Source organism: Paenibacillus sp. TSA_86.1, assembly GCF_052691815.1.
This window is the reverse complement of the sequence record NZ_JBQZGE010000020.1, coordinates 40,449-55,132: the sequence shown is the minus strand read 5'-3', so window position 1 is coordinate 55,132 and position 14,684 is coordinate 40,449. Positions and strand designations below refer to the sequence as shown.

The window sequence follows — 14,684 nt, the reverse complement described above, 5'->3', positions numbered from 1 at the left end:
TGGAGGGGCGGCATATGGCAAGTAAATCATCATCAGGCAGTGATAAGTCCAAGATTTCAACCCCAGCCTCTGACAGCAACACATATGTACCCTTGGGACTGCCGTCCCCGCCTATTCTGAAACAACCGATCAGTACAATGCATACCAATCAAATTCAGGCGTTAAAAGAAATTTTCTCGGACTGCTCGGATGTCGTGTTCCGCAATGTCATGATTACACCGGAAATACAGGGACTTCTTGTATACGTCGAGGGCATCGTGAATTCTGCAGACGTGCAGGAGCATATGCTTCGTCCGCTTATTCGTGGACTCGTCCAGCAACGAACGGATGAGCCGGATGTACCGATTGATGATACACGGATTGAGCTAACACAAGTGAAGCGAGTTCAGACATGGGCGGCTGCGGCGGAGGGCGTGCTTGCCTCATCGGCATTACTCGTTATGGACGGAGAACGTGAAGCGTGGCTGTTTAATGTCAAAGGTGGAGTAAGAAGGGGCGTAGAGGAACCGCAGACGGAGTCTGTCATTCGTGGCCCGAGAGAGGGGTTCACCGAGACTCTACGCATGAATACAGCTTTGTTGCGTTTCAAACTAAAGACTCCTGCACTCAAAATGGTGAGTATGACACTGGGGACGGACACCAAAACCGATGTGGTGTTGGTCTATCTTGAAGGGGTTGCTGATCCTCAATTAATTCAGGATGCCAAGAAACGTCTGGAGAAGATTGAAATCGACGGCATTCTGGAGAGTGGTTATATCGAGGAACTTATTGAGGACCATCCCTATTCTCCATTTCCACAGATGCATTACTCGGAGCGTCCAGATACAGTCGCAGCAAATCTGCTGGAAGGTCGATTTTCCATTATGGTGGATGGCACACCGTTTGCGTTGATTGCACCCGTGACCATGTGGCAGATGTTACAGGCCAGTGAGGATTATTATGAACGCTTCTTCATTAGTAATCTAGTTCGATGGATTCGCTTTTTGTTTGTAGCTATTGCCTTGTTTCTACCAGCACTATATATCGCGATTACGACCTTTCATCAGGACATGCTTCCAACCACACTGATTCTTAGCATTGCCGGTGCCAGGGAAGCCATTCCTTTCCCGGCACTCATTGAAGCGCTCATCATGGAACTATCCTTCGAAGCTTTGCGAGAGGCGGGGGTCAGGTTACCCAAAACGGTGGGGCAAGCCGTCAGTATCCTCGGTGCCCTTGTTATTGGTCAAGCTGCTGTGCAGGCAGGTATTGTATCTGCGCCAATGGTTATTATCGTATCCATGACGGGTATTGCATCCTTCACCATCCCGAGATTTAACTTTGCCATTACCGTTCGATTACTGCGATTTCCGATCATGCTTCTGGCAGGCATGCTGGGGTTATATGGCATCGTGATTGGTCTGGTGCTCATCTCCGTGCACCTTACACAGATGACCTCATTTGGTGTGCCGTATCTGTCCGGCTTGAGTCCATACCATAAAAGGGATACCAAAGATATTCTGGTTCGGGTGCCTTGGTGGAAAATGATCAATCGCCCTTCGACGGTTCACCAGGATCGTCAGCGTATGACCAGAGATATTAATGGTTCACCGGAAGCAGAGGAAGGATGGTGACTCCATGCAGTTTCTAATCAAATACAGGACTGTCATTGCACTGGTTCTCTGTACTTCCCTGCTTACGGGCTGCTGGGACCGCGAAGAGATCAATGATGTTGCCTTCGTAATTGGTATTGCTGTCGATAAAGAGGGTGAAAATTACCGATCCAGTCTGCAGATTGCTCTTCCAGGGCAGTCAGGTTCAGCGGGAAGTGAAGGAGGGGGCGGGGGAACAAGTGGTGATAAGTCATGGTTTCTGCTCTCCAACACGGCTCGAACGTTGCGCGGTACAACGCTTGAAGGTCAGAAGTCACTATCTCGTAAGATTTATTATGCACACCGACGAACCATTCTTATTGGAGAAGAACTTGCCAGGGAGGGCGTCGCCTCCATGCTGGATTTACTTACACGGTTTCCGCTCAATCGGCTCTCTGCCATGCCTGTGGTCACTCGGGGGGAGGCGTATAAAGTGATTGATACAGATGCTCCCATTGAGAAGTTTCCTTCCGAGATGGTACGTGAATTATGTTTCCTGAACATGCGAAACCCGCGTTCACTCAAAACGTTTATTGACTCCATTCTAAGCGAGGGAATTGATCCATTTCTGCCCATTGCTTCAGTTTCGGATAGCGTACCCAAAGATTGGAAGGATTCCATGACCAATATCAAACTGGATGGTCTGGCTATTTTCAAAAAAGACAAACTGGTTGGCATGATGGATAAGGCTCCGGCAGATGCTCTAATTCTTGCGATGGGTGAAGCAAATGCACCTGAAGTGATGATTAAAGCCCCGCGAGGCAAAGGGGATTTATTCATCAAACTGAATGAGAATAATGCTTCCCTTCATCCTCGTATAGAGAATGGCAAGGTGACAGTAACCATTGAACTTTACGCCAAAGGTGTAGTTGTAGACAACGAATCATACTATGGGGATCGGCAGGAAGAAGAGATCCTTAAAATAAATGAAGCCATCCATCAGAAGATCAAAGAGGATATTGAGGAAGGGGTACACCTGGTACAGAATAAATTCAAAGCGGACATTCTTGGCATAGGTCGATCTATTCATCAGCATCTGCCTAAGGAATGGAAGAAGATTAAGGATCGCTGGGATGTCCTCTACCCGGAGGTGAAGGTAACTGTGGATCCCCATGTCATTGTTGAGAATGTCGGCATTGTCAATAAACCAATCGGGGTTGTAGAGGAGGATATCTTACATGATTAAACCACTGTTGTTCACCTATCTGGCTATGGTTATTGGGGTGCTTGTCATGGATTTTCGCCATCTGAAACAGGCTGCGCCTATCAATCGCTGGTTGTCTTACGGCCTAATTGGAATTGGGATTGCCAGCTGGTTGTATGTAACGACGTTGAACAAAACGATTTATATAACCGTATGGATGAGTCATGTGATTCAACGACTGCTGCCATTACCCTGATGAAGTGAGATATGAGGGGGAGTAAGCAATACAGTGCAGGAAAGGAGGGGGCAAAATGATTCAGAAAGTAACCCACCGACAAATGGTTTTAATCATTATGTTGCTTAGTCTAACGGGCACGTTGCTTCAACCTCATGCTCAAGCCATCTTTTATGCGGAACAGCATGCTTATCTTAGCTATGTACCTGTCGTTCTGATTATGTTTGCATCCATGTACATGTTAAGCCGTGTCCAGCGGCGTTTCCCGGACAAGGATCTGTTTGAGTCCATGGTGGATCGCTTCCCTTTCCTCGGAAGGGTAGCCGGGTTTATGTACATAGCCTTTTTTTTCTTTGTATTTGCCAGAGATATCCGGCTGACCGGGGACTATGTAAGTATTACCTTGCTGGAAACAACACCCATATCCATTATTGCGTTCTCTCTGCTTGTCATGGCTGTGTTTATCGTTCGTGGTGGTCTGGGTTCCCTGATTGGGATGGTAGAGCTGTATGTGGCTCTTTTTCTGGTTAACTCCTTCATCGTTCCGTTTATGCTAATTCAACAGGTCAATCTCGATAATCTGAAACCCTATTTCGACATTGACCTTGCGGGAGTCGGTAAGGGAAGCTGGTATATCTTTTCGTTTTACGGAGAGATGATTGCATTACCGTTTGTGGTGAGAGGCAAAGATTTCAGGGTGAAGTCGGTTCTTTCAGGCACCATTGTGACGGCTTTAATGCTGATGCTGATTGTTATAGAGACGATCGTCTCCATTGGTGTACCCATTGCCTCAAGACTGGTATATCCATCGTATGAGCTGGCAAGGCAGCTACAGATCAGTGACTTCCTGGATCGGTTTGATCTGGCACTTGCGGCAGCAACCTTGCCATGTACGATTACGAAGATCGCATTCGACCTGTATTTGGTGTGCTGGGGATTGAAGCGCATGATACCCAAAGTGTCGGGTAAAGTGTTGACTGGTCCGATTGCGCTACTGGGTTTTGTAGGTGGATTCTGGTTTTTCCGCAATGCGGTTCAACTGAACCGGTTTACCCTTGAATGGACGTGGATCGCGATTGTTTTTGAGGTGTTATTCCCCATAGTGCTGTTCCTGTTCCTTCGTCCGCGCAAAAAGGAAAAACAGCATGCCCCGAATTCAGGCTCGGGTGAGCTGGCATCCAGAGGCAAACCAGAGGAAGAGGAACAGAAGCAGGAGCAGGCATCTAATGAATCAGGTCACTCTGAAGGGAACTCAGAAGAGAAGTCTTGTGAAAAGTCAGCGGATAAGTCTAAAGACAATAAAGGCAAAACATCACATGGTAGCGGCAATCTGCAGCCTTCCTGAACCAACCCATAAAAAATCGTTATAGATAGATAGCCTGGAAAGAGAGCAGGCATGTTTCCCTCCGCAGTAGTACCCTGTATACTGTAGTCAGACTGATGAACATTCGGCTGAACCAATGGGAGGGAACATGAATGGCTCAACATTTGGCAGGGGTACGCGTAGCCTTGACTGGACCGCGGAAGTCCAAAGAGATGTCTTTATTGGTGGAGAAAATGGGTGGAATCCCTCTTGTGCGTCCTGCACAAGGCACAGTATTTCTGGATGACCGTAACATTCGAGATGGACTGGTATCCTGGATTTCCAATCCGCCGGATTGGGCTGTTTTTACGACAGGCATGGGGCTGGACGCCTTATTCGACATGGCTGAGGATATGGATATGGCGGGACAGTTTCGAAGTGTATTATCCGAAGCGGGTATCGCAGCCCGAGGCTATAAAACAGTGAATGCACTCAAGAAGCTGAAGTTGATCCCTCTGGTACGAGATGATGATGGCAGTACAGATGGATTGATTCGTGAATTTGGCTCGCATGATCTGGCAGGCAAAAAGGTGATGTTACAGCTGCATGGAGAAACGGCTCCCAAGCTGGTTCGCTGGTTAGAAGAACAAGGATCTGTTGTACGACAGGTGTTGCCATATCGTCACGTACCGCCGGAAGAAGCAGAGCTGGAGCGGCTCCTGAATGAGATCACCCAGCATCAGCTGGATGCTGTAGCTTTTACAAGCGGGCCGCAGGTTCGATTTTTGACGGAATATGCAGCTTCCCAAAGCAAGCTGGAGCAGATGCTGACAGCCTTCAAGGAAGGGGTAGTCCCCGCTTCGGTCGGTAAGGTCACGGCGAATGCCATGCGTGAAGAAGGAATTGAAGCGCTGGTTGTGCCAGAGGACGAGAAGATGGGCGCGCTCATCGTTGAACTGGGTCGTTATTTTGCGGCCAATCCGGTAGGTGTCCGAGAAGAATCATAGAGCAACATTGGCAAGGCATGTTCGGAGAGTGGTTGTATTTTGGGATAAAATAGATTTCATATGAACGAATATGTGCAGTTCTGGTCCAGTTGATGGATCAGAACTTATTTCATTTTTATCCAGACTTAGGCACTGCAATAGCAATACAGCAAAGGATAGTGACGATTTTTGTTGCTTTGTGAAATCAGCTGGCGGTCATTCCTTCGACAATGAGCGGAAGGGCTCGAATTCGGTTGGATTGTCCTGAGACTTTGGTCGTGAAGTTGGGTATTGGACTGTACAATTAAAGGTTTTTAGTGAAGAATGTGGAATGTGTTAGACGGAGCATTTGGCGAGCAAGGAGACTGGGAAATAAATGTCGTATAGGGATGGTTGGATATGCCAAACCATAATGCGGCTATACTAGGAAGTAAAGCTTCATGGGTAGTCGATGATACAAAGTATGGTTAATTTATAGGATACGGAGCGTGCAAACGAATTTAACTCAACAGGATCACAAGAAAGGAGATGATTAGGATGGATCATCGCAAAAAAGCATTATTAATTGGAGATTATACTCATCCGGATTGGCATCCGCTGCAGGGGGTGGATGGCGAAATCAGCCGGATTTTTCAAGATACCATTACTGTTCAATGCAGCGAAAATCGCAATATGCTGCTTCATGAAAATATTTCCGGGTTTGATGTATGTATCTCATACATGGACGATTGGAGAGGTAAAGTCTCCCCACAGCAGACAGCAGGTTTGTTGTCTTATGTAAGTAACGGGGGTGGGCTGGTCATCTTACATAATGGCATCTCGCTTCAGAACCGAAATGAGATCAAACAGATGATCGGAGCCAAGTTTCTTCATCATCCGCCTTATGCGCCGCTGGAATTCACGGTGACGGAAGAGAGTCATCCCGTGACGGAGGGGATTACCGATTTTACAATGGAAGAAGAGCCCTATGAGTTCGAGTTCGGTTCATTTACCGAGACCAAAATTCTACTGCAGTACCGGTCCAAAGACGGACTGAAACCGGCGGCATGGGCACATAAATATGGACTGGGGCGAGTTGTATATTTGATGCCTGGGCATTCTGTTCCATCCTTTGCGAATGAAACGTATCGTCGATTGGTTTTGCAGGCAGGCAAATGGGCAGCACGGTACGTGTAATGTAGCTCTCCTTTTTGCATTTTCAGATTGACGAGGTGTAATATAGAGACAACCAAAGAGGAGGATGAATAAGATGAGCGATTTGTTCAAAAAGGCGTTCTCGTTAGGTCTGGGTCTTACGGTGGTCAGCAAAGAAAAGATTGAGAAAACCGTGGATGATTTGGTGAAACGTGGGGAGCTTGCGCCCGGGGAATCCAAAGCGTTGATTGAACGATTGATGGAGCGCGGCGATGAAGAACAGGGTCAGCTCAAACGTATCATTCAGGAGCAGGTCAAACGTGTGCTGCAGGAAGTTGGCGTGGCCTCTGAGAGTGATGTGGCTGCTCTGGAGCAACGTGTTGCGGTTCTGGAAAAAAAGCTGGCTGAGCTGAATCAGACACCACAGCTTCAACTCGATGAATCCCCGGCTCCGGTTGTTGAAGACGCTCCTCCTCTCAAAGGAAACGAGATCGAATAGATGGCTGTGCGAATTAAACATGTCGGCAGATACCGAGAGATTGCCATGGCGCTGGTGCGTCATGGCTTCGGTTATATGGTCGAGGAGCTGGGATTATTCCAGCTGCTGGCCTTGCCCAGACGGTGGATGTCGCGTGAAGCGCAGCCGACCAAAACGCTCAGTGAACGGATCAGGCTGGTGCTGCAGGAGCTGGGGCCGGCTTTTGTGAAGCTGGGGCAACTTGCAAGCACAAGGGCAGATCTTTTGCCTGAATCGGTCATTCGGGAACTGGTGAAACTGCAGGATCAGGTTCCACCCTTTTCGTCTGAGACGGCACGGGGTATTTTGGAACAGGAATTGGATATACCGCTGGAGGAGATCTTTTCCCGGTTCGAGGATACCCCGGTGGCTGCGGCCAGCATTGGTCAGGTGCATCTGGGCAAACTTCAGAGCGGAGAGGCGGTAGCGATCAAAATCCAGCGACCTGGCATATCCCGGATTGTGCAACGTGATCTGGACATTCTGCGTGAACTGACCGCCATGGCGGAGAAACGTTGGGACTGGGTGAAACAATACCAGATTCCGCAGATGGTGGAAGAGTATGCTCAGGCTCTGATGGCGGAACTGGATTATACGATCGAAGGCCGCAATACGGAAAAGATCGCACAGCAGTATCAACAGGACGACAAAGTGAAGATTCCGGTGATCTACTGGGATCAGACCTCATCGCGTGTGTTGACCATGGAGTATATCGAGGGCATCAAGCTGAACAATCGGGATGAACTGGTGAAACGTGGTCATGATCTGAATAATATTGCAGAGCGTCTGGTGGATGCATTGCTGAACCAGATTTTCATGCAAGGTTTCTTCCATGCCGACCCGCATCCAGGCAATCTCATGGTGCTTAAGGACGGGCGTCTCGCCTTCATCGACTTCGGTATGGTTGGCAGTCTGAGCGATGAGATGAGGCAGCAGCTGGCGTCACTTATTATCGGACTCATGCGGAAGGATACGGACAGTATGATTCGGGCGATTGAGAAGCTGGGCATGATGCCGGATGACATGGATGTGCGCGGACTGCATGTAGACTTGGACAAGCTTCGAACCAAGTATTACGATATTCCGTTCTCCAAAATCAGCGTGGGTCAGGCCATGAACGATCTGTTCGGCGTCGCGCAGAGGCATCGGGTTGTGATGCCAGCGGATATTCTGCTGATGGGCAAATCGCTGCTGACGATGGAGGGGGTCATCGAACATCTCGACCCTACCTTAAGTATCGTGGATATGGCGGAGCCGTTTGGACGGAAGCTGCTGAAGGAACGTTTTAGCGCGGGACGTATCAAAAATCGGTTGTTTCGCAGTGCGGCAGACATGGCGGAAAGTGTCATTGGGTTGCCAGGGCAGCTGCGGCAGTTATCCTCCATCATCAGTAAAGGCAAGTTGCGGCTGGAGATCAGCGTTCCCGAACTCGAGTCACTCATGCGTAGGCTGGATCAGATCAGTAACCGTTTATCGTTCAGCATCGTGCTGCTCGCCTTCTGTATCATCATGGTTGGACTTATTATCGGTTCTTCGATTAGTCACCAATCCACGATGCTGTGGGATATTCCGGTGATTGAGATTGGTTTTCTTGTGGCAATCCTGATGGTTGCGTTTCTGTTGTACTCGATATTTAAATCGGGCAGGTTTTAAGCCGGAAGTTTAAGATTTTATAATAATGAGGTTAGCAAACTAACGCTAAAAATTGATTACTTGGAAATAGGAATCACTCACCATACAATGGGAATGCCAAAGATAAGCCGCAAGACCTTTTATGAAAGGTCTTTGCGGTTTTTTTAATGAGTGGAGATAAACCGAGTTAAATCTAGAAGGATGAAGATAATAGGAGGTAAGCCCCGGTTTTTACGACATTACAGAGTTCGTACATATGTAAGTCTGTAACTATAATAATAGGTCAGTAGATTAACGGCCCCGGTTTTTCTGAGAGAGGAAAACTAACAACAGGCATTGCTTCGTCAATTCATCGAATGAAGTGGAGATTAGATGATGGACGAGATGCCGTAAGCAAGAAAGACAACTGCATAGGTAACGGAAATGGTCAGTACATGCTGGAACGGTAATGACATGATGATTGTGAAACGGTGTTTGCGGCTGGATCAAGGAAGCAGACCATCATGCACTTATGGACAAATTAGACTAGAACTAGACAGGTTAAGGGAACGGTATGCTTTTAGGCATTTCTATGAGCAGATGAAGAGTCAGGCGCACAATCATTTATTTCTACGAAGACTCATCCGTTATTTTGTGTTGTTTGTGGATTCCCCGTTGTCGCTGTTCTATGGGTTCGATGGTGATAAATCAGACTTGTACGGCTTCCGTTACTCTTCAGCAGGATCTTTAATTTGATGGACACATCTAGGAGGCAAAGCAAGAACATATGAATACGTTAAAACAACAGTGGTTTGGCAACATTCGCGGAGACGTGCTCGCGGGCATTACAGTAGCGCTGGCACTCATTCCGGAAGCCATTGCCTTCTCCATTATCGCCGGTGTTGATCCGATGGTCGGATTGTACGCGTCGATTACGATAGCGATCATTATTTCGATTGCGGGCGGCAGACCGGGCATGATCTCGGCAGCAACAGGAGCTATGGCGGTATTGATGGTTGGGCTTGTAAAGGATTACGGCGTGGAGTATCTTTTTGCGGCGACCATTTTGACTGGTGTTATTCAGTTTATTTTAGGCATATTTAAAGTGGGGCGATTTATTACGTTTGTGCCACATTCGGTGTTAACCGGATTCGTTAACGCACTGGCGATTCTGATCTTCATGGCGCAGCTCACCCATTTTACGGGAGCGAACTGGATCATGTATGCGATGGTGGCGGGGACGCTGGCAATCATCTATATTTTGCCACGTTTTTTCAAAGGGGCTCCGGCTCCGCTTGTAGCGATTATTATCATGACCATTATTACCGTGGTCTTTCATCTCGATGTGAAAACGGTAGGTCAGATGGGCAATCTGACGAGCACACTGCCGATGTTCCATTTGCCGAATATTGCGTGGACATGGGATACACTGATGATTCTGCTGCCTTATTCATTCACAATGGCGCTGGTCGGTTTGCTGGAATCCTTATTGACCGCGACGATTGTGGATGAGATGACCGAAACCAAAAGTAGCAAAAATCGCGAGGTGCGTGGTCAAGGCATTGCAAACTTCGTGAATGGTTTATTTGGCGGCATGGGCGGTTGTGCGATGATCGGACAGTCGGTGATTAATGTGAAGTCAGGCGGACGCGGAAGGCTGTCGACGTTTACGGCAGGGGCGTTCCTTGCTATTTTGCTGTTATTGCTCAGCGGTGTGGTGAAACAAGTTCCGATGGGGGCACTGGTAGGCGTTATGTTTATGGTGTGTATCGGTACGTTTGACTGGAGTTCTGTTAAAAATATAGCCCGCGTACCACGCGCAGAAGCTTTCGTTATGGTGGTTACGGTAGCGATCGTTGTCTACACGCATGACCTGTCGCTTGGGGTGATGGTTGGTGTCGTGCTCAGCGTGCTGCATTTTGGCTGGAAACAGACCAAAATTCGTGTACAGGCTAGCGAAGAGCAAGGACAGAAAGTGTATCGTGTGCACGGACCGTTCTTCTTCGGTTCTTCGTCCCATTTTGTAGATGAATTCGATGTGGAAGCAGATCCACAGGACATTACGATTGACTTTGGCGGCTCGCATATCTGGGACAACACGGCGGTTGTGGCGATTGGCAAAGTGAAATTCAAATATGCGAAGCTTGGTAAAACCGTGCATCTGCGTGGGTTGAACGAAGAAAGCTCCCGCCTACTGGAGCGCAGCGGATTCAAGGTTCCAGGTGCGGGTACTGGGGGACACGGAGCGTAGAGTAGCTGCTTAGGGGGATTGTTTTTCTATATGTAGTAGGGTTAAGTTGTAATGTAGGCGACTGAGTTTAAGCGATAGTTAGGTAACGGTAAGCCTTGAAACGGCTACGGTTGATAGGTAATGCTAGAAAGTATTGATGCGTAGCGGTCTCCTTGTGGTTTATGCGAGGGGAGCCGCTTTTTTTGTAGTCGTGAGCGCTAACGATCATGAGGAGCCTTATTTAGGCCTATTTGGGCCATTTGCATTTCTAACGATCACCAGAGACGCTATTTAGCTGATTTTACTCCTTTTTTTGGGGATTTCTGTGATTTTCAAGGAAATAAGCTTCCTGGTGATCGTTAGAATTCTGACAGTGCGTATTTCGAGCCAATAAGGTTTGTGGGGATCGTTAGAATTTATTGTTATGTTTATTGGTGGTCTTTAGTTGTTTGTTTTAGTTAGTAATCTTGTTATGTTAGCTAGTCTTCAAGGTTGGCAATACCGCCATTCAAATCGTATAAGATGTAAAAATGATTCCATTGGCGAATGGTCACAATCGCTTGCCTGTCCTCTTTTACGAAAAAATAACCCGAGCCTTCTTGTTGTTGGTATTTCCAACCTTCACGCTCCATCCTTGACTTTAAACGCTCCTGCGGATCGTTCTGGTCTTTGGTAAGGTAACGTTCCCTGCCTGGCGAAGGGGTTTCCATCTGAATAACGGAGTGACCACTACGCTCCAAATGTATGATTTGTCTAACGTTGCTGTAACCAACGTTGTTCAAGACAGATAGCAAAGTTATGATGATCAGCACGAGAATGCCAATCAGCCCCCAAATCATCATTCTTCGTATTCCTTTTACTTTCATCGCATGTTTCCCTCCTGTTCATCCAATCCTGGATCACGTAGCGTACATATTAGAATAGACGCCACCAGATTGAGGTTGGTTACCTACACAGCTAATTTAAAGGCTAACTTATAAGATATGTAACAAACTAATTTACAAAATATGAAAAAAATTTATAAAATCGAATAAAAAAGAATGTAAACAATGATAATCTTCTCATGTTTATCTTTCTATGAGTACATTTCTGAAATGTGTGGTAGGGATGTCAGGTTCGCACAGTGACTTATAAAATGTCTGATTTTTACGATACGTTTATGCTACAAGTTGGCGCGGTAGTTCGGTTTCGCTTTTGTTTTGCTGGATGAACGTGTAAACTACAGGGTATGGAGAAGAAGAGCAACGGAATGATTGCTTTTTAAAAATTCATTTCATAATCAGAGTTGAATTCAGGAAAACTAGTGTGGAGTTACGTGTGTGTGTGTTGCATGTACAGGTTGTGATCAGATTAGAGAATCAAGTGCAGACGTGATTGAAGCCGTGATGACTCAGCGCAGTATGATTCGAAATGCAAGCTCATATGCAGAACTTGGGGAATGCACACAGAATCCAATTCAGGTTCAGATGCAGAACTCAGGCACACGGACACCAATAGCAGGCTCGTATGTAGACTCAGACATGGCTATAGACTCAATGAAGTTCAGACGGAGATGCCTATGCATTTTCCAAAGGGCTAGGGTCTTCTATGAAATGGACTTATCTAAATGAATATACAGAGGTGTAACGATTGACAAATTTTGAACAACTAGGAATTCGTCCGGAGTGGTGCGAGGTACTGAAACATCAGGGAATCACGGTGGCGACTCCGGTACAGGAGCGTTCAATACCCGTACTGCTGGGTGGACGTGATATCATTGCCGAGGCACAGACGGGCACAGGGAAAACGCTAGCTTTTTTGCTGCCGATTATTCAGAAAATTAACGTATCTGACCTCTCTCCGCAGGCACTGATTATCGCGCCTACTCGTGAGCTGGCTTTGCAGATTACAGAAGAAGCGAAGAAACTGACCGCTAACGATGACAAGCTGCATGTGCTTGCTGTGTATGGTGGACAGGATGTCGAAAAGCAGCTGCGCAAGCTGCAAAATGGAACGCAGATCGTTGTAGGTACGCCAGGTCGTCTGCTGGATCACCTGCGCCGTGGTACATTGAAGCTCGATAATGTGAAAAAACTGGTGCTCGATGAAGCTGACCAAATGCTGCATATGGGCTTCCTGGATGATGTGGAGACGATTTTGCGCGAACTGCCGCACAAACGTCAAACAATGCTGTTTTCGGCAACGATGCCTAAAGGCATTCGTGTACTGGCGAAGAATTACATGAAAGATCCGGAGGATGTCAAAGTATCCTCCAAGTCGATGATTCCGATTCACCAGATTCGCCAGCAGGTATTGGAATGCACGGATCGTGGCAAGTTTGATGCGCTGCGTGGCATGATTGATACGTACCGCCCGTATTTGGCGATCATTTTCTGCCGGACGAAGCGCCGGGCTTCCAAGCTGAACGAAGATCTGATTGAAGCCGGGTATGAAAGTGACGAGCTTCACGGGGACTTGTCCCAAGCGAAGCGGGAGAAGGTCATGAAGGCATTCCGTGATGCGAAGTTGCAAATCCTTGTGGCTACGGATGTTGCTGCACGTGGTCTGGACGTTGAAGGGGTAACCCATGTATTCAACTACGATATGCCACATGATGCAGAAAGTTATATTCACCGGATCGGTCGTACAGGACGAGCAGGCGGAACGGGTCTTGCCGTAACGTTTGCAACTCAGCACGACAGACCGGAGCTTGCTCGAATCGAGGAAGGTACGAATCAGAAGCTGAACCGTATTCAGTGGACGAGTGAGGGTCCAGTCGCTTCCACGGGAGCTACTCGCCGTGTAATTAATAGCGAGGGAAATGATGAGCGTGGCGGCCGTACTGCCGGGACAGGCAGTGCCCGTCGCGGCTCAGGTCGTAACGACCGCCGAGAAGGTGGCGGTCGTGGATCTCGCGGCGGCACATCTGGAGGCCGCAGCGGTGGCCGTAGTGGCGGCCGTAGCGGCGATGAGCGCAGCGCGAGTCGTGGTTCGGCGCGCAGCAGCGACAGCAGTCGCGGTGCAGCAAGCCAGGGCCGCGGCAGCAGTAGCCGCGGCACGAGCCAAGGCAGCGGCTGGGCAGGCCGCAGCGCAGACAAGCGCACCGCTGGGCGCGGTGGCGCTGGTTCGGGCCGCTCGGACTCCGCAGGACGCGGTCCGAGCAGGGGCGACCGCCGCGATTCTCGTCGCGGACGGTAACACACTGGCGCAAGCGGCGATGCAGCCGCATCTTGCGCTAGAAGCATCATAGCCATGCGACCGGAGTAGCGGATGCCGCATGGCACACACCGAGAGGGTTCGGGTACGTCATCGTACCGAACACTCGAACCAAGGGTCGCGACGGAAACACGTCGCGACCCTTTTTTACAACCAACGGTACAGCCCTTATTTTACATGTATTTATCTACACGATGAACCTCACTCCAGCTCTCACTCGTTGTACAGTCACCACGCTATGATGGCTACACTCCTGCTAGCTTTGATGTGATATCACTTTGAGTTAGCTCATTTGTTATCTCAATGTTGTCCCATAAGTGCCGTCGACTGCCGTGCGATACTTCGTCTTCTATCACACTACATATTAGTTAGCTTTTAACCTCACCAAACTACCACTTTATCTCATCCCCGAGCGCTAACGATCACGAGAAGCCTTATTCGTGCTTTTTTGAAGAGTAAAGAATTCTAACGATCAGGAGAGACGCTATTTGAAGAAAAAGTCATTAATAAAGGGTGAATTGTGGTGATTTCAGCGAAATAAGGCTCCTGGAGATCGTTAGAATTGTTAGAGTGTTAATTTGGTCGAAATAAGCTCCACTGTGATCGTTAGATTCCGCATAGTATGAACCCATATGACAAAACACCTCATCCTAGACCTAAGGACGGGGTGTTTTCGGTTTAAAACTTATATGATTAAA

Annotated in this window: 11 protein-coding genes; 10 read left to right on the top strand and 1 reads right to left on the bottom strand. The window is 48.0% G+C overall.

The annotated features are described in order from the left end of the window. Nucleotides 1-14 precede the first annotated feature (14 nt). The 9 genes from ACUTVW_RS24755 (at nucleotide 15) to ACUTVW_RS24715 (ending at nucleotide 10,812) form a co-directional block, all read left to right on the top strand. Nucleotides 15-1,613 carry a spore germination protein gene (locus ACUTVW_RS24755; RefSeq protein ID WP_445648224.1) on the top strand — a complete coding sequence of 533 codons (1,599 nt, stop codon included), beginning with the start codon at nucleotides 15-17 and terminating at the stop codon, nucleotides 1,611-1,613. Between the two features lie 4 nt (nucleotides 1,614-1,617). After that, nucleotides 1,618-2,817 carry a Ger(x)C family spore germination protein gene (locus tag ACUTVW_RS24750; protein ID WP_445648223.1) on the top strand — a complete coding sequence of 400 codons (1,200 nt, stop codon included), beginning with the start codon at nucleotides 1,618-1,620 and terminating at the stop codon, nucleotides 2,815-2,817. Next, the gene (locus tag ACUTVW_RS24745) at nucleotides 2,810-3,031 is read left to right on the top strand and encodes a hypothetical protein (protein ID WP_445648222.1); all 222 of its coding nucleotides are present in this window, start codon (nucleotides 2,810-2,812) and stop codon (nucleotides 3,029-3,031) included. The genes ACUTVW_RS24750 and ACUTVW_RS24745 overlap by 8 nt, the downstream gene beginning before the upstream one ends. 55 nt (nucleotides 3,032-3,086) lie before the next feature. Beyond that, nucleotides 3,087-4,355, top strand: coding sequence for a GerAB/ArcD/ProY family transporter (locus ACUTVW_RS24740; RefSeq protein ID WP_445648221.1), 1,269 nt, complete (start codon nucleotides 3,087-3,089; stop codon nucleotides 4,353-4,355). A gap of 131 nt (nucleotides 4,356-4,486) precedes the next feature. Then, the gene (locus ACUTVW_RS24735; RefSeq protein WP_445648220.1) at nucleotides 4,487-5,320 is read left to right on the top strand and encodes a uroporphyrinogen-III synthase; all 834 of its coding nucleotides are present in this window, start codon (nucleotides 4,487-4,489) and stop codon (nucleotides 5,318-5,320) included. Nucleotides 5,321-5,836: 516 nt separating this feature from the next. Next, nucleotides 5,837-6,475: a ThuA domain-containing protein gene (locus ACUTVW_RS24730; RefSeq protein ID WP_445648219.1), complete on the top strand. Its 639-nt coding sequence runs from the start codon at nucleotides 5,837-5,839 to the stop codon at nucleotides 6,473-6,475. Nucleotides 6,476-6,548: 73 nt separating this feature from the next. Next, a complete protein-coding gene (locus ACUTVW_RS24725) occupies nucleotides 6,549-6,932 on the top strand; it encodes a phasin family protein (protein ID WP_445648218.1) in 384 nt (127 codons plus the stop codon). Continuing rightward, nucleotides 6,933-8,603 (top strand): ABC1 kinase family protein, encoded by a 1,671-nt coding sequence (locus ACUTVW_RS24720; protein WP_445648217.1) that lies wholly within the window; start codon nucleotides 6,933-6,935, stop codon nucleotides 8,601-8,603. Between the two features lie 745 nt (nucleotides 8,604-9,348). After that, on the top strand, nucleotides 9,349-10,812 hold the full coding sequence (locus tag ACUTVW_RS24715; protein ID WP_445648216.1) for a SulP family inorganic anion transporter: 1,464 nt from the start codon (nucleotides 9,349-9,351) through the stop codon (nucleotides 10,810-10,812). 458 nt (nucleotides 10,813-11,270) lie between these two features. Here ACUTVW_RS24715 and ACUTVW_RS24710 read toward each other — a convergent pair whose 3' ends face one another. Continuing rightward, the gene (locus ACUTVW_RS24710; RefSeq protein ID WP_445648215.1) at nucleotides 11,271-11,657 is read right to left on the bottom strand and encodes a hypothetical protein; all 387 of its coding nucleotides are present in this window, start codon (nucleotides 11,655-11,657) and stop codon (nucleotides 11,271-11,273) included. A gap of 763 nt (nucleotides 11,658-12,420) precedes the next feature. Between ACUTVW_RS24710 and ACUTVW_RS24705 the strand changes: the two genes are divergently transcribed. Then, nucleotides 12,421-13,968, top strand: coding sequence for a DEAD/DEAH box helicase (locus tag ACUTVW_RS24705; RefSeq protein ID WP_445648214.1), 1,548 nt, complete (start codon nucleotides 12,421-12,423; stop codon nucleotides 13,966-13,968). Nucleotides 13,969-14,684 lie beyond the last annotated feature (716 nt).